The organism is Clostridium sp. CS1-1 (genome assembly GCF_056135525.1).
Genome location: NZ_CM148680.1, coordinates 2,361,424 through 2,385,421 on the forward strand (window position 1 = coordinate 2,361,424; position 23,998 = coordinate 2,385,421).

General features: G+C 33.5%; 24 protein-coding genes and 1 riboswitch. Of the genes, 1 reads left to right on the forward strand and 23 read right to left on the reverse strand.

The features are described 5' to 3' along the window. Window positions 1-49: 49 nt before the first annotated feature. From AC0N0V_RS11095 to AC0N0V_RS11180, 18 genes are all read right to left on the reverse strand, one after another. Complete coding sequence (locus tag AC0N0V_RS11095) at window positions 50-1,540, reverse strand: PTS transporter subunit EIIC (RefSeq protein WP_474464161.1); 1,491 nt, start codon at window positions 1,538-1,540, stop codon at window positions 50-52. Between the two features lie 268 nt (window positions 1,541-1,808). Beyond that, complete coding sequence (locus AC0N0V_RS11100) at window positions 1,809-3,023, reverse strand: LL-diaminopimelate aminotransferase (protein ID WP_474464162.1); 1,215 nt, start codon at window positions 3,021-3,023, stop codon at window positions 1,809-1,811. A 146-nt stretch (window positions 3,024-3,169) separates the two neighbouring features. Continuing rightward, window positions 3,170-4,387, reverse strand: coding sequence for an SGNH/GDSL hydrolase family protein (locus tag AC0N0V_RS11105; RefSeq protein ID WP_474464163.1), 1,218 nt, complete (start codon window positions 4,385-4,387; stop codon window positions 3,170-3,172). Between the two features lie 231 nt (window positions 4,388-4,618). Next, entirely contained in the window at window positions 4,619-5,524 is a 906-nt protein-coding gene (locus tag AC0N0V_RS11110; RefSeq protein ID WP_474464165.1) for a DMT family transporter, read from the reverse strand. Between the two features lie 210 nt (window positions 5,525-5,734). Continuing rightward, complete coding sequence (locus AC0N0V_RS11115) at window positions 5,735-5,866, reverse strand: hypothetical protein (protein ID WP_474464166.1); 132 nt, start codon at window positions 5,864-5,866, stop codon at window positions 5,735-5,737. A gap of 146 nt (window positions 5,867-6,012) precedes the next feature. Continuing rightward, the gene (locus tag AC0N0V_RS11120; protein ID WP_474464167.1) at window positions 6,013-6,831 is read right to left on the reverse strand and encodes an alpha/beta fold hydrolase; all 819 of its coding nucleotides are present in this window, start codon (window positions 6,829-6,831) and stop codon (window positions 6,013-6,015) included. A gap of 151 nt (window positions 6,832-6,982) precedes the next feature. Then, window positions 6,983-7,228: a hypothetical protein gene (locus AC0N0V_RS11125; RefSeq protein WP_474464168.1), complete on the reverse strand. Its 246-nt coding sequence runs from the start codon at window positions 7,226-7,228 to the stop codon at window positions 6,983-6,985. Between the two features lie 286 nt (window positions 7,229-7,514). Beyond that, window positions 7,515-8,717 (reverse strand): MFS transporter, encoded by a 1,203-nt coding sequence (locus AC0N0V_RS11130; protein ID WP_474464169.1) that lies wholly within the window; start codon window positions 8,715-8,717, stop codon window positions 7,515-7,517. A gap of 2 nt (window positions 8,718-8,719) precedes the next feature. Further along, window positions 8,720-9,142 (reverse strand): MarR family winged helix-turn-helix transcriptional regulator, encoded by a 423-nt coding sequence (locus AC0N0V_RS11135; RefSeq protein WP_474464170.1) that lies wholly within the window; start codon window positions 9,140-9,142, stop codon window positions 8,720-8,722. A 219-nt stretch (window positions 9,143-9,361) separates the two neighbouring features. Continuing rightward, window positions 9,362-10,162, reverse strand: a complete 801-nt coding sequence (locus AC0N0V_RS11140) for a TrmB family transcriptional regulator (protein ID WP_474464171.1) — start codon at window positions 10,160-10,162, stop codon at window positions 9,362-9,364. A gap of 141 nt (window positions 10,163-10,303) precedes the next feature. Next, window positions 10,304-10,516 carry a tautomerase family protein gene (locus AC0N0V_RS11145; RefSeq protein ID WP_474464173.1) on the reverse strand — a complete coding sequence of 71 codons (213 nt, stop codon included), beginning with the start codon at window positions 10,514-10,516 and terminating at the stop codon, window positions 10,304-10,306. Window positions 10,517-10,538: 22 nt separating this feature from the next. Further along, a complete protein-coding gene (locus tag AC0N0V_RS11150; RefSeq protein WP_474464174.1) occupies window positions 10,539-11,525 on the reverse strand; it encodes an ornithine cyclodeaminase family protein in 987 nt (328 codons plus the stop codon). A gap of 525 nt (window positions 11,526-12,050) precedes the next feature. Beyond that, complete coding sequence (locus AC0N0V_RS11155) at window positions 12,051-13,022, reverse strand: DUF475 domain-containing protein (RefSeq protein ID WP_474464175.1); 972 nt, start codon at window positions 13,020-13,022, stop codon at window positions 12,051-12,053. 311 nt (window positions 13,023-13,333) lie between these two features. After that, window positions 13,334-13,792: a hypothetical protein gene (locus AC0N0V_RS11160; RefSeq protein ID WP_474464176.1), complete on the reverse strand. Its 459-nt coding sequence runs from the start codon at window positions 13,790-13,792 to the stop codon at window positions 13,334-13,336. A gap of 72 nt (window positions 13,793-13,864) precedes the next feature. Then, on the reverse strand, window positions 13,865-14,662 hold the full coding sequence (gene thiM / locus AC0N0V_RS11165; RefSeq protein WP_474464509.1) for a hydroxyethylthiazole kinase: 798 nt from the start codon (window positions 14,660-14,662) through the stop codon (window positions 13,865-13,867). Continuing rightward, window positions 14,640-15,209, reverse strand: a complete 570-nt coding sequence (thiW, locus tag AC0N0V_RS11170) for an energy coupling factor transporter S component ThiW (RefSeq protein WP_474464177.1) — start codon at window positions 15,207-15,209, stop codon at window positions 14,640-14,642. The genes thiM and thiW overlap by 23 nt, the downstream gene beginning before the upstream one ends. Window positions 15,210-15,517: 308 nt before the next feature. Beyond that, window positions 15,518-15,623, reverse strand: a riboswitch (TPP riboswitch). Then, window positions 15,590-15,721 (reverse strand): hypothetical protein, encoded by a 132-nt coding sequence (locus AC0N0V_RS11175; protein ID WP_474464178.1) that lies wholly within the window; start codon window positions 15,719-15,721, stop codon window positions 15,590-15,592. It overlaps the preceding riboswitch by 34 nt. Before the next feature lie 79 nt (window positions 15,722-15,800). Continuing rightward, complete coding sequence (locus AC0N0V_RS11180) at window positions 15,801-16,430, reverse strand: SOS response-associated peptidase (protein ID WP_474464180.1); 630 nt, start codon at window positions 16,428-16,430, stop codon at window positions 15,801-15,803. Between the two features lie 191 nt (window positions 16,431-16,621). Here AC0N0V_RS11180 and AC0N0V_RS11185 point away from each other — a divergent pair, with 191 nt between their 5' ends. After that, window positions 16,622-17,215 (forward strand): NUDIX hydrolase, encoded by a 594-nt coding sequence (locus AC0N0V_RS11185; RefSeq protein WP_474464181.1) that lies wholly within the window; start codon window positions 16,622-16,624, stop codon window positions 17,213-17,215. A gap of 181 nt (window positions 17,216-17,396) precedes the next feature. Here AC0N0V_RS11185 and AC0N0V_RS11190 read toward each other — a convergent pair whose 3' ends face one another. The 5 genes from AC0N0V_RS11190 to AC0N0V_RS11210 form a co-directional block, all read right to left on the reverse strand. Next, a complete protein-coding gene (locus tag AC0N0V_RS11190) occupies window positions 17,397-18,227 on the reverse strand; it encodes a phosphoenolpyruvate hydrolase family protein (RefSeq protein ID WP_474464182.1) in 831 nt (276 codons plus the stop codon). Window positions 18,228-18,251: 24 nt separating this feature from the next. Then, window positions 18,252-19,466 (reverse strand): Tm-1-like ATP-binding domain-containing protein, encoded by a 1,215-nt coding sequence (locus AC0N0V_RS11195; RefSeq protein WP_474464184.1) that lies wholly within the window; start codon window positions 19,464-19,466, stop codon window positions 18,252-18,254. A 236-nt stretch (window positions 19,467-19,702) separates the two neighbouring features. Next, window positions 19,703-20,902 (reverse strand): phosphoenolpyruvate hydrolase family protein, encoded by a 1,200-nt coding sequence (locus tag AC0N0V_RS11200; RefSeq protein WP_474464185.1) that lies wholly within the window; start codon window positions 20,900-20,902, stop codon window positions 19,703-19,705. Window positions 20,903-20,915: 13 nt separating this feature from the next. Further along, window positions 20,916-22,292, reverse strand: a complete 1,377-nt coding sequence (locus AC0N0V_RS11205) for an NAD(P)/FAD-dependent oxidoreductase (protein ID WP_474464186.1) — start codon at window positions 22,290-22,292, stop codon at window positions 20,916-20,918. A 314-nt stretch (window positions 22,293-22,606) separates the two neighbouring features. Beyond that, window positions 22,607-23,977, reverse strand: coding sequence for a peptide MFS transporter (locus AC0N0V_RS11210; protein WP_474464510.1), 1,371 nt, complete (start codon window positions 23,975-23,977; stop codon window positions 22,607-22,609). Window positions 23,978-23,998 lie beyond the last annotated feature (21 nt).

The window sequence follows — 23,998 nt, forward strand, 5'->3', positions numbered from 1 at the left end:
TTATTGCACATCTAAATTTTGTCACCCGAGCGTTGTTCAAGCACATCTTTTATTCAGCACCAATCATATCATTGATTTTTTGCTTAATTGGGTCAGCCATAGCTCCAAATATTGCTTGAACTCCACCTTGAACCTCTAATACTGCTGTAGCACCTAATGCCTTTATGGCATCCTTATTAACTTTACTTACATCCTTAACAGAAACTCTTAATCTAGTGATACAAGCATCTACATCATTGATATTTTCTTGCCCTCCTAGCGCTGCCAATACCTGTACAGCAGTTTCTTTTAAGGACTCCTTAGTAATAACCTTAATTTCTTCACCTTCATTTTCACGTCCTGGTGTCATAACATTAAACTTAGTTATTAAAAATCTAAATGAAAAATAATACAAACAAGCCCAAGCAAGACCAACTGGTATTACGTATATCCAATTTGTTTTTGCATTTCCTTGTAAAATACCAAAGAGAGTAAAGTCTATAACTCCACCTGAGAATGTATTTCCTATAGAGATATTTAATAAATCAGCTATTAAAAATGATAGTCCATCAAAGAATGCATGTACTACATATAGCCATGGTGCAACAAATAAAAACATAAATTCAATTGGCTCAGTTATACCAGTAATAAATGAAGTTAGCGCAGCGCTTAGAAACAATCCACTAACTAAATGTCTCTTCTCCTTTGGTGTACAGTGATACATCGCTAAACAAGCTGCTGGTAATCCAAACATCATTGTATCAAAACGGCCTGCAAAGAAACGAGTTCCTTCATGGAATAATCCAACATGATTAGGATCAGCTAGTTGCGCGAAGAAAATATTCTGGGCTCCAACTACAGTTTTTCCAGCTACGGTTGCGACTCCACCTAACTCGGTCAACCAGAATAGCGGATAAATCATGTGATGTAACCCAACTGCACCAGTCAATCTTAATAGGAATCCATATAAAAAAGTACCAAAAACACCTAGATCAGCAATTGCTTTCCCTGCAGATGTTAGCCACCCCTGGAATGTAGGCCATGTTAAAAAGAAGATTGCTCCAATGCCAATTGCAGCGAAAGAGGATACTATTGGGACAAATCTTGAACCTCCAAAGAACCCCAAAACAGCAGGTAATTGAATGTTGTGATACTTATTGTGCAAATATGAAACAATGCATCCAATGGCAATTGCCCCAACAACCCCAGTATCGATTGATTTAACTTGTAAATGAAAAACCCCAATCATCGCTTTTATAGACGCATTCATTACTAAGAAAGCAACAACTGCAGCTAGACCAGCGGTACCTTTATCTTTTTTAGCTAAGCCGACAGCTAGACCAATACACATAATAAGTGCTAAATTACCAAAAACCACGCTTCCAGCTTCCGCCATAATTGCAAATATTCCCTGCAGCCAAGCAACGTTTAAAAGTGGATAGGCCCTAATAGTGTTTGGATTAGATAAAGCTCCACCTATACCTAACAACAAACCTGCTGCAGGTAATATCGCTATTGGCAGCATAAAGGATTTTCCGATTTTTTGTAAATTCTTAAACATTTTTCATCCCCCTCTATTTTATATTTTAAAATGATTTTCACTCAACTTTAGTTTTTGAAAACGATTTTTAGTTCTTACCCATATAATATCATATGAAATTAATTTTATCAATATGTATATCGATGAAATTTTTTTTCACAAACGTAATGGCAAGGATATCTTTTATTTAATATCCTTGCCATCTAAAATATAACTTATATTGTACAAACACTACTCCCTTTTATCGACTTACTATTATTTTAGATATCATCCTTTAAAATATTGCCTTCTACATTTTCTTAATTCTCTCAATAGCCTCTAAGGTATTTTCGTAAGTACCAAATGCAGTAAGACGAAAATATCCTTCTCCTTCTGGCCCGAACCCGACTCCTGGCGTACCTACAACATTTGCATTTTCCAGTAAATAATCAAAAAACTCCCATGATGCCATATTATTGGGTGTTTTCCACCAAATATAAGGTGCATTTACACCACCATACACTGAATAACCTGCTGATTTTAATCCTTCTAGTATTACTTTTGCATTGTTCATATAATAGTTAACTGTTTGTTTTAACAGCTCTTTTCCAGCTATAGAATAGACCTCTTCTCCTGCTCTTTGAATTATATATGGCGCGCCATTATATTTAGTTCCATGACGTCTAGACCAAAGTGCATTCAATGAAACATTAAAACATTTTAGATCCTTTGGAACGACTGTATATCCAAGCCTTACCCCTGTAAAACCAGCATTTTTTGAAAAACTCTTGAGCTCAATGGCACAGGTTTTTGCACCTTCACATTCGTAAATTGTATGAGGTACATTATCCTCTGAAATATATGCCTCATATGCTGCATCATATATAATAACGGCTCCTACCTTATTTGCATAATCAACCCATACTTGAAGCTGATCTTTTGTAATTGTTGCTCCTGTTGGATTGTTTGGAAAACATAAATATATAATATCTGGTGTTTCCTTTGGAAACTCTGGTGCAAAATTATTTTCAGCAGTACATGGCATATAGATAACCTTACTCCATCTTTGGGTAATAACATCATAGGTTCCTGTTCTTCCAGCCATTGCATTTGAGTCTACATATACAGGGTATACAGGGTCACAAACAGCAATTTTATTATCATCACTAAAGATCTCTTGAATATTAGCCGCATCACACTTTGCTCCATCACTTACGAATATTTCATCTATTGAAACATCAACACCACGTGATTTATAATCGCCTTCTACAATTGCATTTCGTAAAAATTCATAACCTAACTCTGGTGCATAACCTTTGAAAGTATCTACTCGTCCCATTTCATCGACTGCAGAATGTAACGTATCAATAATAGTTGGCACTAATGGTTGAGTTACATCACCAATTCCCATAAGAATAACTTTCTTATCTGGATTCATCTCCCTAAAGGCAGCTACTTTTTTTCCTATGCTTGAGAACAAATATCTTCCTGGTAGCTTCAAATAATTATCATTAATTTTGTACATAATAGAGCCTCCTTGTTGCGCTATAAGATAATTATACTCAGCTAAGTCATATTATGTTACTCTCATTTCTTGATTATTAAACAATTGATTAATTATACTGCAAATGAAAAAAGAAGTAGGGTTTAATCCTGCTTCAACATTATAATTTAACGTAAGTTTCCATAAATAACTTCTCCAATATATTTATAACCTTTATTACTAGGATGAGCTGTATTTGTTCCACTACCTCCTGAATAATCGTTACTAGCCATTCCAAATAACCCTTCTTTTTGTGCTACAGCATAATCTTGATAAAAGGCTTTGTAAATATCTATAAGCCCTGTATTATAAGTATCTGCTATTTCATATAGAGCTGATACATAAGCAGGCCAATTCGTTGTCCATGAATCAGCAGGCTTTTGATTTGGCACCAAGCACACATTGCTACCTCTTCCTTGCCAATAGGTTACTAAATCTGTCATATTTGCTTTATAGTCTTCAACAGAAACTCCCCGTCCAGCTTCATTAAGTCCAAAAGACAAAAGCACTAAATCTGGCTCCGGTGAACTATCCCAAACTTTTTTTGCTAAAGGTGTATTAAAATAACTTGCCACTTTGCTAGAAATTGCTATCTTATCCACTTCAATTCCTGCTTTATTTGATGTAGCAATTGCACCTTCAATAAAAACATTTGATGTTGTATTAGGTGTTACCACTAGTGTATGAGTTGTGTTACTCAAGCCTGAATAAGAAACTTTATTTGAAAAGCTTAAAGCCTCGTCCGAACAATTTATAGTGCCCACTTCTTTTCCGTCTATAGTTACTGCAGCTGTACCACCATCTGCTGCCTTAGAGTATAATAACTCTAAATCTGTTCCAGTAAAAGTTAAGGTAGCAGATGAAGTATTTTTATTAGAATTTCCAAAACAACCACCAAAGCCACCAACATAAGAAGTTGCTTCTCTTGAAGCACCAGAAACACTCCAACCACTTCCTAATGACCATCTTCCTTTAGTACCGGATGGTAAAGCGCCTTCGTAGATACTTATAAAACCTTCTCCAGCATCTCCATATTGATTTTGTAAGGAAGATTTCATTACACCAACCCAAGAGTTGTTTACCTCATCACTGGAATATTCTCCTCTTGTGTTAGACTCACCTATACAATAGATTTTAACTTTTTGAGCATCTGTATTTTTTAATGCATTTTTATATCTTGGTAAACCTTTATCTATATTATGTCCATACTTTTTATAGGGTGATTCCTCTTGCTTTGTTTTTAATGATGGTTTTGCATTCTTTGATATGTTGTTTTTTGTTGAAAAACCTACAAAAATTATTACACAAGCTGCAGCAAAAACAATGCTTAATAATCTTTCTCTCATGCTCATACCTCTCTATGGATTTTCTAATATTTTCCTACCTGTTTCAATTTTTCTTCTTTAAATTTCTTGTATTTTAATATGTGTAAAAATTCTACATTAGATACGTTGCAAAAAATGGTTTGTCTACTTTTTTATTGAAAAAAAGTTTTTAAGTTTACTTTAGTTTTGAAAAATAAACCTATAAAAAGGCATCTAACTAAAAAGAACTTAGTTAGATGCCTTTGGTAATTTCTAAGCAAATTTTTTTAATTTATCTAGTATAATTGATTCATTTTGCAGCACAAGCACTGCTCCAATAATGAAAACTACTCCTATAACTTGCGAAAATACCATTGTCTCCTTAAGCACTAAAAAAGCCAAAATTAATGTTATAGGAAGTTCTGCCGTTGCTATTATTGTACTTTTTTCGGATCCAACCAATGCAATACCCTTGTACAAGAAAATAACAGGTAAAATTCCTGAAACAACCGCAAGTTCGAAGACATAAAATATTATCTGCGGACTCAAGGTTATATCAAACCTAAAAAAGCCTGGATTAAGAATTGCTGAAATCACAAACATAACAATAGATGTATACATTGCTAAAACCTCTGATTTTACGTCATTAAGCTTTAAATCTGCAAATACATTAAAAAAAGCGTACGCTATGCTGCATATCACTCCATAAACAAGCCCCATAACTGGTGTCTCGGAAACATTTAAATTGAAAATATTTATTACCATACCGCTTCCTATTACTGCAAGCAGCAGCGCCAAATTATTTACCAAACTGATTTTGCGTATACCAGTTATAACAAAAAACAATGTGACAAAAACTGGATGTGTAAAAATAAGCATTGATGCAATTCCTGCATTTATCTTTTCAAGAGCTAAATAAAAAAATACTGTAGTGGCTGTACTGCCAAAAACACCTTGAAAAATTACCCTTTTAAGTTGTCCATTAGTTAGTCTCATTGACTTTTTATCCTTAATGAAAAGATATACAAACATTATTATTGCACTTACTGCATTTTGCATGACTAAAAGATCATATACTTTCACACCTGTATTAAAAGCACTTTTTCCTATTATAGCTATTAAAGCAAAGAAAAAAGCTGCTAAAGCCACGTATATATATCCTAAACTGCTTCTTTTCACTTAAACTCCTCCTTAGCAATACCTCACTCCTAACTTATTTTAGCATGACTATCTCTTTTTATGCAACTTATGGAAAACTTCATGAAAAATAACTGCTAAGAAAATGATTATATAGAATAAATTATATAGATTATTGTTCTAGACAAAGACAGCTGATGAGGATATAGATGGCAAACATCTAAATACTTCAGCCTATTAAATGCTATTATTTTATCTAAAATGCCTTTTAAATTTTAAAAATAACAACCATCCTATTGCAGCTCCAAGTACTATTCCAAGTAAAAAAGCGCCAAAAAGAGCCTTAGACAACTGAGCTAGTGTCATAAATATCTTCGCTTCCATCGAAACACCTTCCAAACAAAACTACTAACTGTTAATATAATATTCGAGGTTTTGCAAATTTATTAATACAAGGTAACTATACTATTTTTTAATAATCGAGAGACCTACCTAGAACACCTGCTCATCAAAAATTTACAATTTTAAATCTATCTTATCTCAATCCTTGATAGCCATTCATTAACTAAAGAATTAAATACCTCTTCCTGCTCTATCTGCAAATTATGTCCAGCTTTATCTAATACAGCAAAAGTTGCTCTCGGAAAACTTTCCAAAATGTTCCATGCATCCTTATAACCAGTACTCGAATCCTGTCTACCTAAAATCATAAGGGTTGGCTTTTCAAACTTCTTTTCTATGTTATCTACGTCAAAAGAAAATCCATATCCATTTTTCTTAACAGATCTTAAAAATTCAATATTTGATACCCTTATTCCTGATAACACTTCATCTCTATACCTCTCGTAATTTTTTTGTGTTTGAACAACTAAGCCTGATGTAACATATTCAACATCACTTGGAGAGAGTTTAGATAATAATTTCATATCTTCTAACAAAACAACCGGTGAGGGAATGTTACGCTTTTTTATGTCTGGTATTATGACAGGACATATGAGTAGAACACCATCAACTCTATAAGCCAATTTATAAACTATTCCTCTTGCTAAGTAGCCACCATAGGACTCACCTACAAGCAAAAAATTCTCATTAGGTATTACTTTTTCAATAAAACTAATTACGATATCAAGTATTGCATCAGAGCTATTAATCCACTCTACACCTTGGGATTTCCCCATACCAGGTAAATCAATATATATTCTCTTATAGTTATCGTTAATATTAAATATCGGTTCCATGCACCCACTCATTAATCTATGATCTGCAGCATAGCCATGTAACATAATAATTGGCTTTCCTTCACCGATTACTTCATAGTTTATTGATATATTATCCACTGAAATTTTCATTTTTTCCTCTTCCTTGCTCTCTAGTTTTAATCTAGTACCTTTTAATTCTACATAACATTTTTATATTTTAACCTAAAACTTTAGACTCTGTTTTTTATATTAAACACTCAAAATACTAGTCTACTATGTTTCTTTCCTTAAACAAATTATTTTACTTTTCACCAATAACCTTTTCCTTAAGGCTTATTTTTAGCTTATATGGTTCTGTAAACATATCGTATGTAGAATTGTCAATTACACAATGTTTAACAGTAAACAGAAATCCATTATTAACTGGATAATCTACTTCCTTACTGTTTAGTATTACAAGTATTTCATCATTAGTTAACTCCTTCTCTGTAGTATTATCAGTAAGTACTTTTCCACTTGCATCCTTAAATTCAAATATTACTTTCATAGTTCTTTCTCCTTCAAAAATCATTTGCATTTTTATTATAATTCATATTCCTTCTCTACTACAAATAAAAATAGACAGTTTTTGAATTACTATCTTCCCCCCATTACAGGAGTACATGCTAACGATCTCAAATTTTTGTAGTTTAAAAGCTTCATCAATTCACCTTCATAATCAAATAGTGTATCTTTATTTTAAAGGATGGGGTTAAATAGTTCAATAATTAGAAGTTTAAAAGCCATTGCTTAGTATTATTAAGCAATGGCTTTTAAGTTTCTAAGAAATCTCTTTAAGCTGACATTGATTCAATAGATTTATTCTCATGCATTGTTTTTCTACCATGTAAGAAATAATATAAGAAAATACAAGCAAATACCACTAGTGCCATCATCATATACAATCCGCGATAACCAGTTAATGGAACAAACGCACCTAGTATAAATGGTCCAATTCCTACTCCTAAATCTTGAAAGATAAAGTTTGTAGAAGTTGCTAATCCCACGCGATGTTTTGGTGAAACTTTCACTGAAATTGCTTGAACACTAGAGGACGTTGTTCCATACCCAAGCCCTACTAAGGCTCCAGCTAATAAAAGTGAGAAACCTTTATGAGCTTGACTAAGAATAACTAAAGCTATGGCAAACAATAATATAGCTGGGTACATTACAAAATTTTCACCTTTTTTATCAAACCATCGACCAGTAAAAGGTCTTGAAGCGAAAACCGAGACTGCATAAACAATAAAGAAAAAGCTACCTACATTAATTAAATCAATTCCCTTAGTATAGGAAGTGAGGAAAGTAAGAATACTAGAATAGCCAAGTGCAATTAATGCTGCAATGATTGAAATAGGAATAGCCTTAACTTCAAAGAAATTTTCAAAGGAAAAGCCTTTTCTATTTTCTAATTGTTCTTTGGTAAATTCTAATTTTGGAATCTTTACAAAGAATACAGCAATAAAGCTAAATACTAAAAAAATAATGCACACGATGAAATTCATATAGAAGGTTGCATGTCCAGTTATAAACATTCCTAAAAAAGGTCCGATTGCCGCAGCAATAGTAACGCTTAATGCATAATAGCCAGTACCTTCCCCTCGACGTTCATGTGGAATAACTTTTGCCACAATTGTCCCTGTTGCTGTTGAAGCTATTCCCATTGCGGCACCATTTAAGAAACGATTAAGTAAAAGGAATCCCATACTATTTACTAATAGATACAAGCTTGTAGTAATTAAAAATAAAATAAATCCAATATAAAGCATTCTTTTCCATCCAACCTGGTCAATATATCGTCCAGAAAAGATACGTGCTACAAGTATCCCTATGACAAATATGCCGGACGCTAAACCAGCTTCACTTGGTGAAGCATGAAACTTTTCCGTTGCAAATATCGTAATGGTCACCATCAATAAATAAAAAGTAAAGTAAAGAAAAAAGTTAGCTGTGGAAACAATTAAGAAGTTCTTTGTCCACAATTTAGGTTGATTCATTTTTAGTTCTCCTTATCATTTTTTATGTTTTCTAGCAATCTAGGAAGTAGTTCGAATATAATGACTTGTTCGTCTTTAGAAATACCTTTCATCACACTGTATTCTAATTCAGTTATTTTTTCACGACATGCTTGATAAATCTCTTCTCCTAATTCCGTTAACTGAATGATTTTTTCACGTCTATTCTTACTTAATACTGCTTCCACAATTAGTTTTTCTTCCAAACTATGAACTCGCCTAGTAACACTAGGCTTTTCTATATTATAGTAGTTAGAAATATCCACAAGGGAAGATGAGCCGTTATTTTTCAAATAAATAATAACTTGCCATAAAGAGTAAGAAAGATCATATTCACTTAATAATTCATTTAGTTTACTTATAAGTGGTCGGTATACTGATAGAAAACGTTGAAAAAAACCCTGCATTTAATCACCTCCAAATTCAAAACAGTTACCTTTGTTAACTGTTACCCAAGGTAATTATACCTCTTTTTTTAGTTATGTCAAGTTTAGGAAATCTGTTCAGGAAAAAAGAGGTGTTTGGTTATCATTTAAAACTCAAACACCTCTTTAATATAATATTAAAAATCTGATATTTCTCCTAATGTTTATCTATAATAACTTTACTTTAGGTCTCTACTTTAGTTAAAAAATATCACGGATTTTTTCGTAGTCCTTACCTAATTCACTCTGCATTACTTCTTGGAAAATACCAGCACTTTTATAAAAATACATATCATGTCTTACACATTCAGCAGCAAGTGCTATCATAGGTTTACTTTCTGTCCAAATAACTTCTGCCATAGTATTACTTAGAATTTGCCCAAAAACAACCTCTTTCATATCTGAAACAAGAGTAATCCATCTTCCCCCCATTTCTTTGCGCTTTTCTTCCACTAAACCATGCCTACAATATTTCTTTAATGGAACTAATGAATCCTCATTATTACTAAAATAGATAATGCCCATCCGAATATCTTGCTTTTCTAACTCCTGTAGATCCTTTAGCACATTTGGTAAATCTTCTTCCCATATTTGCACCAACAACTCACTCTTTGTCTTTTTAATAATCTCTCTGCATTTTGCAAACACATTAGAATTTTGGCGAATATGCCATATGTAATCTAAATCCGTTTTCGAAGGGTATTCTTTCAATCGTTCTGTAAGATCGTCTAATACATCTGCCGTTTCATGTTTTACTCTTCGTGCAATCTCATCTATTGGAACTGCTGCATATTTATTATTATTTTCTTGCTCCGTATAAAGAATAAATCCCTTGGAAACCAGTGATTCTAATATATTGTAAATTTTGGATCGTGCAACTGATGATAACTTACTTGCTTCATAGCCTGAAGTACTTCCATGCTGAAGTAATGCTAGATATACTTTTGCTTCTGCATCAGTTAAACCAATTCTATTTAACAAAATAATTTCGTTATCTACCATATCAATACCCTTTCTTGACTATATTCTCTTCCTATACTACCACAAAACTCCAGACATAGAAACACTCTTTTAGCTATCACAAAAAGGAACTGTTATAAGACTACTTAAGCCCTATATCAGCTCCTTTTTATCCATACATCCTTAAAAATTCGGTTCAATAATCATATCTTCTGGTTTTATTTTTTCCGATACTTCTTTGTTCCAGTCTTCTTGTGCAATATCTTCAACAGATACAGATACATGCCCTTCTTGGCACCCAAGTACCTCAACAGTCAACTTTTGTAATTTTTTAGCAAAGTCTTCTTTTACTTCTAAGCTTCTTCCTGGATACATCTTTATTGAGATATGTGGCATAATATTTTCCTCCTTTTTATTTTTAACTCCATTTAGTTCCTATACCTTGTTCTACTGCTTTATCATAAATATATTTTGCAGTTATAAGATCCTGCGCCCCTATTCCTACAGTCTTAAATACAATAATTTCATCATCATTTTCTCTACCTACTACAGTTCCTAGTATAACCTCTCCCAAATCACCTGTAAAGTCATCTTTTGTGATTGTTCCGTCTTCAAGTGGAATCAAGATGTCACCTGCTTCAGATAGTACAGCTTCTTCGGAATCAAAATAAATCTTACTTGCTCTTGTTAAAATTACAGGATCCATTTCCTGCATGTGAGGTTGATAAGAACCAACGCAGCTGATTGTTGCACCTTTTTTCACTTTGCTTCCATCAAATACAGGCTTTGAAGAAGGAGTCACTGTAACAATTAAGTCTGCATCTTCAATTGCTTCGTCAGAACTTTCTGTTGCTATAATCTTTGTGCCATATGCCTTCAGTTCTTCCTGCATCCTTTCCGCAAATGTCTTTGTTCTTTCATAATTCAGATCATATACTTTCACTTCTTCAAGATCACGGGCAACGACCATAGCTTCTAACTGCGTAGCTGCCTGTCCACCTGTCCCAATTAATGCTCCTTTTTTCGCATCTTTTCTTGCCAGTAAATCAAATGCCGCTCCTGATGCTGCTCCTGTTCGAAGCTGTGTAACATATGTTCCATCTAAAACCGCATTTACAAACCCATTTGTTCCATCTACTAATAATACCTGAGCCGGTGCTGATGAAATTCCTTTATCAATATTCTTAGGAAAAATATTGATGATTTTTAATGAAGCGCAGTCTAAGTCTTCTACATATGCTGGCATGAATAAGAATGTACCTTCATGCTTTGGTGCAGGAATATTAGTACGAAGTGGTACATTACTTTTCCCTTCTGTAAAGATACGGAATGCATCTTTGTCGGCCTTAATTGCATCTTTCATTGAAAATACCTTTTTAATATCATCTCTTGATAACAATAACATAACTATTTCCCCTTTTCATTATAAATCTTAACTCTTTAATAATATAATCTAGAATCAAATTAAATTATTTGTTTTTAAATATCTCTAACTAAAGAAAAGAATATATAAATCAATACAATTTCTCCTCTTTAATAAGTCTTTAACTTGCAGATGCTATAAGAGGTCTACAGCAATTTTGCCTAATTATACGAGTTTAGTATCTTAAAGGGTTATTATACATACCCCCTTGGTAACTTTGTATAGTATCCCCCTATAGTTACTATTATACTGTTGAAATTTTCTTTGTCAATTTATATATTTTTAGCTTTTTAAGTTTACTTTGATTACAGTTTACATAATTTATTAAGTGTAATCTGATTCATTTAGGCTTTAATTTTATACTCATATAATTTCCTAGAGTTACATAAGACCTCCCTATTCTTAAATTTACCTTTATAATATTGAAGCCGTAAGAATTGGCTTCCTACGGCTCTACTTATTTATACATAATTCATTTAAAGAGAAGGCAGCTATTTAATTCCCGTCTTAAGCATAACCTTTAGGACGTTTTTTTTCTGCGTAGTTTTTGGATTTTAGGAAAAAGAATACTATTATTAAAATTGTAAACACAGGTGAAATGTATTCAGGTACTTCAACATGAAATCCCTCAAGAACCATAACAACTCCAAGACATAATACTGAATACATGGCTCCATTTTTAAGATAAACATACTTTTTTATTTTATCTATGCTTCCCATTGTAAGCTGCCTAACAACAAGAGCTCCTAGACCATTTCCCAGTATAATCAAAGGTATTGACATTGTGAATGCAAAGGCTCCTAGAACTCCATCAATCGAAAAGGTAGTATCTATTATCTCCAAGTACAATATTTTACTTACATCAGACATTCCACTAGTATTATTAAGTAATTTTTCCTCATTTTCTTCTGCATTCTTTTTAAAGCCATCGGTTATAAAAAAAGCAGATGATCCTATTACAGCAGATAAAGCAAGCATCGGATTGTATTTTAGTGACACTGCTACAATACCAACTAAGATAAGTGAAACAACCGCATAAAACCAAGCCCCATTCCTTAAAAAGAACTCTTCAGCCGGAAGGCCTAAGTGCTTATCTTCAATAAATAACCAATGAAAAAATAAAAATACAAGAAATACTCCTCCACCAAGCATAAGTATAGGAGTTGATTTCTCTATAGATTCTATTATATGGGGATCATTTGAAAAAGTAGCAGTTAAAGACCCCATAGGACCAAGAGTTGGATTCATTACCCATACAATAATCCAAGGCAGCAAGCCTCTTACTATAAAAACTGCAAATAGTATTCCATAAAGCAAGAACCACTTTCTTGCCTTTTCAGACATTGTGGCTAAAACTTCTGCGTTAATTACGGCATTATCAATGCTTGAGACTACTTCAAATAAACATAAGCCTACTATGGTGAGAGTAATCGACATATACCCCATCAAAATCAATCCTTTCAAGTAATTTTTTTGCATCCATTACAGTAATATAGACAGATATAATCCCATCCTATTTATAAGTAATTCCTATTTTTATCGATGTTATTCATAATCTTTAATAAAAAAAGAAAAATCGTTAAGCAATTTACTTACTTGACGATTTATTGCTTGCCTATAAGCAATTTGCTTTGCAGTATTATTAGCACTGTAAAGCTTAGATGTACCAATATGGACCACAAACCAGTGGTACCGTAAAAAGGCACCCTATTAATAGAGTGCCTTTTATTTGTTATACTAGAATGTAATTTTAGAACTAAAAAGATAGTTAAAATGAATAGTCTATAGTTTTAAAACAATGACCCAAGTGCCAATCCTGCTAAAAATGGATAGCCATATCCATAATTATGATAATATGGATAACCATGATGGTGATGATGATATGGATAATAGTATGGGTAGTAATATGGATTATAATAGTAATGATGGTAATATGGATGATGATGGTATTGTCTAAACCCATCATCACTATGATCTGTGTAATCCTCTTCACAGTTGGATTTATATTTTTCTTTATGCTCAGTACTCATTGGCATTGTTTCAGTAGGCATCATTTGAGCAGGAGATAGCTGTGATGGATATGATGGATAATGCATCATAGGACAATTATACATCATAGGACAGTACATCCCAAAATGATGATACTTGTGATGCTCTCCGTGATGTTCGTGATGATGGTCGTGGCGAGCTTCATTTAAGGACTCAGCAGGATTTGGGTTAAAATCTTGGCTATCGTTTCTATAATTCATTGCATGCCTCCATATAAATTTTTCACACAGTATCATAGTATTCAAATTATAAGAAAAGGTTACAAAATTTTTTTATTTTAGTTCATATCTTATTTTTTCTCTTATTACTTCATCAGAAATACTAAACATATTATCTATAAGTTCAGTTCTGAAACTTCCATTCCCCTTAGCCTGATGAGAAAGTTCACCACATATTCCCATAAGTGCTATTGCAAGAACAGTACCGCCTAGTATATTTCCGGAAGAAATATAACTTGCTATAAGTGAAGTAAGCATACAACCTGTCCCTGTTACCATTGAAAGCATTTCACAACCATTTTTTATTAAATATGTTTGAGTACCATTTGTTATTATATCTATCACTCCTGTTGCTGCAATAACAGAACCGGTTTGAAGAGATAACTCCTGTAGCATTTCTATGCTTTCATTTAAATTTTGCTCTGTTATAATATCACCAGTTCCAACATCAATTCCTGTTGCGTTGCTTTGAACACCATATAATGACTTTATTTCAGACATATTACCCTTAATAACACTTGGATGACACTTCGAAATAAAGTTTTTTGCATAATTTAGACGAAGTTTACTACAGCCTACACCTACAAGATCAATTACTTGTGGAATCTTCTTTTCAAAGGCAGTTTTACCTGAAATCAACATAGACTCCATTCTTATATCTGTTATATTCCCAAGATTAACCCCAAGTGATTTAGAGACAGCAGTAATTTCTGAAGCCTCTAAAGGGTGTTCAGCCATAATAGGCTTTGCACCAACAGCAAGCACCATATTAGCACAATCATTTATTGAAATTGGATTTGTAATGCAGTGTATAAGAGGTTTTTTTCTTTTAGCACTCTGTCTTATTTGCAACAGGTTGTCTATTGTTAACGCTTGGTTTATCATAAACTTTTGCCCCCAAACTTCTTTGAATTTTTGCAAGCATACCATTCTTGCTTAATGCTCCTAGAAAAACAAATGCAATTGTTCCTCCAATTATTGTTGCCATAAAGAATAAAGGAACATAAAATAACCATGTTAACCCTGCTCTTCCCCAAATAAATGTCATAACAGGGTATGAAGCTATAGCTCCTATTATACCAGTCCCTATAACCTCACCTAAAACTGCAAAAATCAAATTCCCCTTAGATGCTCTATATAAAATTCCAGACAAAGCAGCTCCAAAAACCGCACCAGTTAAAGCTAAAGGGGGAATTCCCATTAGAATCATTCTTATCACCCCAATTAATGTAGCATTAAGTAATGCATACCAAGGTCCAAGAACGACTGCACATACTATGTTGATAACAGAGGACATAGGGCACATTCCTTCAATACGTAGAATTGGTGAAATTACAACTCCCATTGCCACCATCATTGCCAGCATAATGTTTCTTAATAGTTTTGGGTTTCTTTCCATAATAAAATACCTCCATAATAATATTTATTTTGTGAATGCGTCACATAGGAAATAAATACCATCATCGAGGCGTAATTTTAGCGTAACCAAATAGCAATTCCCTACATGACATAGTCATATTAGTCGGTCGAAGCTCAAAAGCTTCCTCTCACCTTGAAACACAAGTTCCCTCGCTATTTAGTTGTATTTTTGCTATAAAGGGACGGGCGCTCCCCCGCCGCTTGCCAAAGATAAAATCTCTGAAGCATAAAAAATGGAATATGCCTAATAAGGCATATTCCATTTATACTCAAAAAATATAACATCAAAAGCATAAATTACATATTTCCTTACGTCGGCATTATCCGAATCAAGTTATGGGTCGAAGTATAAACTTCCTCTCAGCCTGCAACACAAGCTCCCCTTTGCAGAAAATTATACCATATAACTTTCTTAAATTCAACATTTTCCAATACTATTTCACTAATTCCGCACAAATAAGGCATAGAAATCATAATACCGTACCAATTCATTGATATTTAATATCGTCCCATCTATCCTTAATTTTTGAATTTGTATCATCTAATAATTTATATCCAATCTTCCCTAAAGTTACATAAAATCATACATTGAAAGTTGCTTACTTCCTTCCACAGGATTTATATTTAAACTAAACCAACTACTATTTTCTAGTTTATCTTTAAGTCTTAATGCGTTATTTGGAGACTCAAACAGCCATTCCTCTTCCTCATCTTTTTTAATAAATACAGGCATTCTGTTGTGAATTTTAATCATATGTTCATTGGCTGGGCGAGTTAAGATAACAACTCCAAAATAAGGATTATTATTTTTATCAACAAAAGTATCATATATTCCTGCCATGGAAAAAAGATTTGTATCCTTCAGAGTAACTTTATACTTAACCTTGCTCTTATCTACGTTATCCCACTCAAAAAATCCATTGGCAGGTATGATACATCTGTTACTTGCAAAAGCATTTTTTAAGCTTTGTTTTTCAGCTACTGTTTCGATTCTTGCATTTATTATTTCTTTATCTAATCCTCTAATCTTATAGCCCCATCTAAAAAAGTCTAATTTCCTACCTTCAGTATTAAAAATTATAGGAATCTTAGTGCCAGGAAATATTTCACCCTTTGAATATTTCATATTTTTTTCATTTGCTATACCATAACTTGCCATTATATCTTCTATGTCATTTTCGATACAAAAACGTCCACACATACTAATCACCACTTTTCATTTTGTTATTTTATTAGACAATTGCTTCTAGTATTATATAGTTTACACCCTTTCAAAATATTTTTGAATAATAAAAATAGATTTGCCACTTACTAATAGTAGTATGTATAATTATTAAATAAGCAAATTTTAACTATGAATTGCTGCAAAATTAGTTATAGAAGGTGATATTAATGAAAAATAGCAAAATCACTAAACTCACAACCTTAAAAGAAACTAAATTTTTAAGTTTGTTTGATGCTGAATACAAAAATAAAAAGGGAGCAACAAAACACTGGATAATTGCTTCAAGAAAATCCTATAAAACTTTAAATGAGCAATACTTCCAGAACAAGGAGGATAGTATGGATGCAGTTGTTGTAGCCGCTATTCATAAGGAAAGTGAAAAGCTAGTATTAATAAAACAATTCAGAGTTCCTTTAAATGACTATATTTATGAACTTCCAGCAGGTCTCATTGACAGTAATGAAAGTATTGAGACTGCTGTTGCTAGAGAGTTAAAAGAAGAAACTGGTCTCTCTCTTTTAGAAATTAATAATGAAAAAACGAAAAAAGGAGTTTATATTTCGCCGGGAATGACAGATGAATCTGTGGCTCTAGTATATTGTACTTGTACAGGTGAAATAACAGATAAATACCTAGAAGAAGATGAATACATCGAAGCTTTTTTGATTTCCCATAGTGAGGCAAAAGAATTATTAAAAAAGAACGTGAAGACTGATATAAAAGCTTTTATGGCGCTTCAAAGCTTTGTTAACTCACAGTAAATCTTTGATTTAAAATCAGTAAAAACGTACTCATTTTATTCAGTACGTTTTTTACTATTTTAAATAACTAGAATACTACTGTAAGTTTTATAAACAAAAACGGGATTCTCTACAAATATCAAAAATATTAAGTATGATCTTAATAAACCCGAAAAATGTAGTGAATCCCTATTTATAGTTATTATTTTCTTATTGCTTTAAAAGCTTCTGTTTGTGATTTTATACCCTTTTCAGCTGCAAATCTTTCAATACTTGAAGCACCGAAGAAACCGTCAATTCCTTCTGTTTTTTCTATTACATATGCTGCATCTTCTGGTTCTGCAATAGGTCCTCCGTGGCAGATTACCATAATGTCAGGATTAACTTCTCTTCCTGCCTTAATAATAGCTTCAATTCTTTCTACACAGTCATCTAAAGTAAGTGCTGTTTGTGCTCCAATTGTACCTTTTGTAGTTAGGCCCATGTGTGCAACTAATATATCTGCACCTGCTTCTGCCATTGCTCTTGCTTGATCTGGGTCAAATACATAAGGAGTTGTAAGCATATCAAGTTCATGAGCTTTTCTTATCATTTCAACTTCTAGCCCATATCCCATTCCAGTCTCTTCTAAGTTCTGTCTGAATACACCATCAATTAAACCTACTGTAGGGAAATTCTGAACCCCTGAAAAGCCTTGATCTTTTAATTGTTTAAGGAAAATATCCATTACTCTAAATGGGTCTGTTCCACAAACACCAGCAAGAACTGGAGTATCTTTTACTACTGGAAGTACTTCTGATCCCATTTCAACTACAATCTGATTAGCATCTCCATAAGATAATAATCCTGCAAGAGAACCTCTTCCTGCCATTCTATATCTACCTGAATTATAAATTATAAGCATGTCTGCCCCGCCAGCTTCACTGAATTTAGCTGTAATGCCTGTACCAGCTCCTACACCTAATAATGTTTGTCCATTTTTAACTTGTTCCCTAAATTTTGCCATAATTTCGCTTCTTGTCAATGTATTCATAAATAAACCCTCCTAATATTTAAATTAATTCCTATTTTTCATCATATCTATTAATTTCTGTGCTGCAGCTTCTGCAAACTTCACATCATTAATAGCACAATCCATTTCTACTATTTCTACAACACTTTTATTCACACCATTTCTTAAAGTATCAAATAATGTTTTGTCTTCTTCTGGTCCATAGAAAGGCTGTCCCTCTACATCAATTCCAGATACGCCTTTTAGTGGTATGAATAAAGCTGTTTTTTCCTTAGCTAGATTTAATTTTTCCACTAGCTTTTTGCCTATTGCTTCATTTTCCTCTTTATTTGTTCTCATAAGGGTTACTGTAGGATTATGTTTATATAAATTACGTCCCTTAAACCTCTCAGGTACTGTATCGTATGGTCCGAAATTGCACATATCAAGTGCGCCTACTGACACGACCTGTGGTATATTATTTTTACCTGCTGCCTCTAACCGATTAGGCCCTCCATTTAAAACTCCACCGATAATTTCATCTGCCCATTCTGTGGTAGTTAGATCCAATACACCTTCAATGAATCCTCCATCAACAAGTGCTTCCATTGAACGCCCACCTATACCTGTTGCATGAAATACAAGAACTTCATATCCCCTTTTTTCAAGGTATTCCCTTGCAGCTGTTATGCATGGTGTTGTTACACCGAACATTGTTGCAGCAACTAATGGTTTTTTATCTACAACCTTTGTATTTTTAAATTTAAGCATACCTACAATTGCAAACACCGCATTTGTAAAAATCTTAGTTGAAATTGAGTTAAGACCTGCGACATCCACCACAGAAGGCATCATAATTATATCGCTAGTACCAACATAAGGTTCAGTATTTCCAGAAGCAACTGTTGAAACCATAACCTTCGGCACACCAATAGGTAGTGCTCTCATCGCTGGTGTTACTAGTGAAGTCCCGCCAGTTCCTCCAAAGGAGATTATTGCATCAAATTTACCCTGCTTGTATAATTCAGGCACTAGCTTTTCCATGCCCTTTGATAACATTTCTGTTGCCAAAGCTCTGTCCTTTTTAGCAGCAAGCTTTCCTATGTCTGTACCTGCAGCCTCTGCTACTTCTCTGTTTGTTACATCTGGTTTAAATACCGGATCAAATACTCCTGTATGAATAGTAAAGGTACCTAGTCCCTGACTTTCGATTAATTCTTTTACGTATAAATACTCCGTCCCTTTTGTGTCAAATGTTCCAGCAATTGCAACTGTCTTCAATTAATAACCCTCCTCCAAACCTCTATTTTTATATATTATGCAAATACAAGTAAGTACATTAAAACTTTTCCACATCGTAATTTAGAAATACAAGATTTTTTCAAATCAGATTTTAGCTTTTCTAACTACCAGTCTAGCCTTTTTAAAACTAAACAAAAGCAGTATGATTAACTGTAAATTAATCATACTGCTTTTACCTTTTAATGTAAACGTTGTTATGTTCTGTGTTTTTGTGTTTATGTTATATTTTTGTTTTTTAACTTAATTTCCTTTGGAGAAAAGCCCTTGTATTTTTTGAACATTTTGCTGAATTGCGCATAGTCCTTATAGCCAACCAGGGACGCTACCTCTGATAACTGAATATTTTTTCTGTGTAATACTTCCGCAGCCTTTTCTATTCGAAATTTAACCAAGTACTCTGAAAAACTACAGCCTACTTCCTTCTTAAAAAGGGTACTCAAATAACTTCTGGACACATGTGCAACCTTCGCCAAATCTATAAATGATATATCATGCATATAATTTTGAGCAACATACTCTTTCACGAACTCAACATAATCGTAGTGTTTTTTAATTCCATCCAGCATTTTCACCATTAAGTCATCTTCATCAAGATGCCCTGATACTTTAAAAGCTTTTGTTGTGTTTGTGATACTCTTTTCCGATGGGATTCTTTCAAAAGCAGAGCCGCCTATATATCCCATTAAGTCTTCATTATTGCTGTACATGTATTGAACATCAATTGGTGTTTTAACAGGACCGCCGTAAATAAGCTTTATTACATCAGAATTCAGCTCATTGCATCTATTGAATATTTTTGCTGCCTTAACCTTTGCTGATTCCAGTGAGAATACCTTTTTTGCACCTAAAAGTCCCCCTTCTGTTAAACCTAGATGCACACATATAACATCAGCACCAGCTTCAATCATCTGTTCTGCCTGCACTTCATTAAATACAAAAGCAACTGTAAACATATTTTTCTCATGGGCTATTCTTATTGCTTCCACTTCCTTTGAATAACAACATCCTGCTTCTTCAAGACCTTCAACAAATTCGCCGTCAATTAATCCCACTGTTGGATAATTATTTATACCTGAAAAGCCCATAGCTTTTATTTTGTCTATATAGTCTTCCATATCTATAGTAGGGTCCGTACCATTTAAACCAAAAATAACAGGCATCTCCTTCACCAGTGGTATTATTTCCTTTGAAGCAAAATCCATTACTATATCATTGCTATTACAAAATGGTAGATAACCAGCCAGGGAGCTTCTTCCCATTATTCGAAATCTCCCTGAACTAAGTGCAAGGATAAAATCCGCTCCTCCTTTTTGAGCATACTTTGCTGTCATTCCTGTACCTGTTGCTACACCAATAATGTGGTTACCTTTTTTTATTTCTACTTTTATGTTTTCTAATATATTTTCTCTTTCCACAATATAATACCCCTTATTTATTAGAAAAGTATTGGCCAAGATATACTCCGCAAGCAGCAGCTTGAGATAAAGAATAGGTTACTCCTGAGCAATCACCTAAAACATAAAGTCCTTTTTCTTTAGTTTCAAGATATGTATTAGTATTAATCTCTGGTTCATAGAACTTTGCATCAATTCCATATAATAAAGTATCTTTGTGAATTTCTTTCCCAATTAGATTTTCTATTGATTCAAAGATTCTAAGTAAAGCATTGATATAAATTACTGGAATTTCATCATATAAGTTTCCGCCATCACCTTCAAGACTCCCTTGAATACTATTATTAGTAAGTTGTTCTTTTGTGGTTGCTCTATTTTTTATTAAATCTTCAAGTCTTTGAACTACTATTCTTCCTCTCTCTTTATTTATAAATTTTATTATACTTCTAGCATATTTCTTTGCTAGATTAGGGGATGAAAAATATTTAGGCACGAAAATGGTGAAATTCAAATTACTACTAGGACTATCTGTTTCAAGATAATTTTGTCCATCTGCCATAACAAGTCCTTCTTGATACTTTTTAACTATTTTTCCATTAGGATTCATACAATAGGTTGTAGCTGTATATTCATTTTCTTCGCAGCGTACCTTAGTTTCAAAAGAATCTTTAAGAATAGAGTTTAACTGATCTCCTTGCATCTCAACTCTTATTCCTAAATCAACCCTGCTTCTGTAAGGCTCGATATCAAAAGACCCGCAGTATCTTAAAAAGTCTTCTCCTCCGCTGATACCTGTAGCTAATACAACTGTCTTAGATTTAAAAACATTGTTGTTACTATTTAAGTGAAATACATTATTTACTTTTTCTATGGAAGTTAAGTCTATCTCAAATTTTATATCAACTTTATTCTCAAGATATAAGTACATTCTATTTAGAAGTTCATAAGACAAGGTAGTGCCTAAATGTCTTACTTTTGCAGTTAATATACTACAATTGGTTTCTTTTGCTCTTTGGCTAAGTTCTCCATTTTCTGTATTATAAAGTTTAGCCTTATCTCCACCAAATAAACACAAAGTTTTATCCACATATTCCATTAAATTAATTACTTTTTCACTACCTATCTTTTCTGCTAAGTGACCTCCAAAATCATTGGTATAATTAAACTTGCCTTCAGATCTACCCATACCTCCGAAACCTTGAAGCTTACTGCAAATTTTACAATCAACACATTTTTCAGTTACTCCATTTTCAATCGGACATGTTCTATCTAAGAATTTTCTCCCCTTTTCAATCATTAGTATTTTCAATTTTGTTTCTGTCTGCAGCAGAGTATACGCAAGAAAAATCCCACTCACTCCTGCACCAACTATAGTTATATCATACATACCTATATCCCTTTCATGAAACATATTTTTAGTTAATAGAAAACTACTTTAATTAAAAGCTTATTGATTTTCATTCATCACTTTTTTGACTTCAACAAAACCTAACATAAAAAAATTATAGCATAGATTACATGTGCAATCTCACTATATACCAGTAAATTTATATTTTGAAATCTAACTGAAATAATATATAGATACCCAAATTAGAAAGTCGACTTTCGGTGTTGCTTATGTATATCTCTACAAAAAAGATGGCTCCTATACAATGATAGAAGCCATCTTTTTGTTTCATAAAATAGTCTGTTATTTACAGCATCAGCTGTTTGTCACTTATATTGTTACGCTACTCCGTTAGCCTTTTCCGCTGGTTCATCATCTTCTAATAGCTTTACAAGCTTTTTATCAAACATGAACAGTAGTACTGCGCATACAAGTAGAATTACTGGAATAACAACATAGGACTGCATGATCGGGAATTTTGAAGCAAAGGCATAAAGGTAGCCATAGGATTTACCTGCTACGAATGAAGCAAAAATCCAAACACCCATTAATACCGAGTAAATCTTGTTTGGTGCATACTTAGTAACAAAGGAGTTTCCAAGTGGTGAAAACAACATTTCACCTATACTAAGAAGCACACCAAATGCTATAATCCAAATTATGCTTGCCTTAGAAGTAGCAGACGCACCTACTCCTCTTGAAATTTCTGCAAATACAAGCATCAAGAAAGACATTCCTAAAAATCCAAGACCTAAACCTAGCTTTTTAAATAAGCTCAAATCACCTTTAGGGCTCTTTGACATCTTGTACCATAGTGCAGCAAGCACAGGTCCAAGAGCAATACATACAAAGGCATTCAATGAGTCAAACCATGAAAGAGGAACTTCGAATCCGCCTAGGTTCATGTTAACGAACTGTCCGCCGTAATCATAAACAGCCAGGTAAGTTAGGTACCAGAATACCCAGAACATAATTGAGAACATTGATACTAAAACAATAGCAAAAACCTTTCTTTTTTCCACTCTTGTCAAAGGCTTAACTTCAGTTTCAGCTTTCTTTTCTGTGTTCTTGCCCGCTTTAAATGGTTTTTTACCTACTTCACCAAGGGATTTCATACCGAATAGGAACCATAATGCATCGATGGCACAAATGATACCGCAAAGCTGAAACGCTGGTCTGAAGCCCTGAACGCCGCCATGAGCAAAAGTTGTAGCTACAAGTATTCCCACCGCTGTTGTTCCGATAAGGGACCCCATATTAACAAAAGAGTATTGAACTGAAAATGCTGAATCCAAATCGTTTTTGTCTTCAAACAAAGAACCGTTGATTGCAGAAACATTTCCTTTAAAAAGACCTGTACCGATTGCTACAAGAGCAACCATTATATTCATAGTTGCCACATTGGTTGCAGATCCACCTATTAAATATCCGCCGGCCATCAATGCTAGTCCAACTGGAATACAGTATCTAGCACCTATAAACCTGTCGGAAAGATATCCTCCAACTATTGGCGCAAGATACGTAAATGCAACAAGATTTGATTGAATAAGAGCCGCTTCAACCTTTGTAAGACCAAGGCCTCCTGTTATTACCGTAGCAGTAACAAAAACAAAGATTAAATACTTAGCAGAATAATACGCCATTCTTTCAAGCATGAACGCAACACAGCAAACGTAAAAACCAAAAGGACGTTTGTTTTTCACTGTCATTTCACTCATAATTTATCCTCC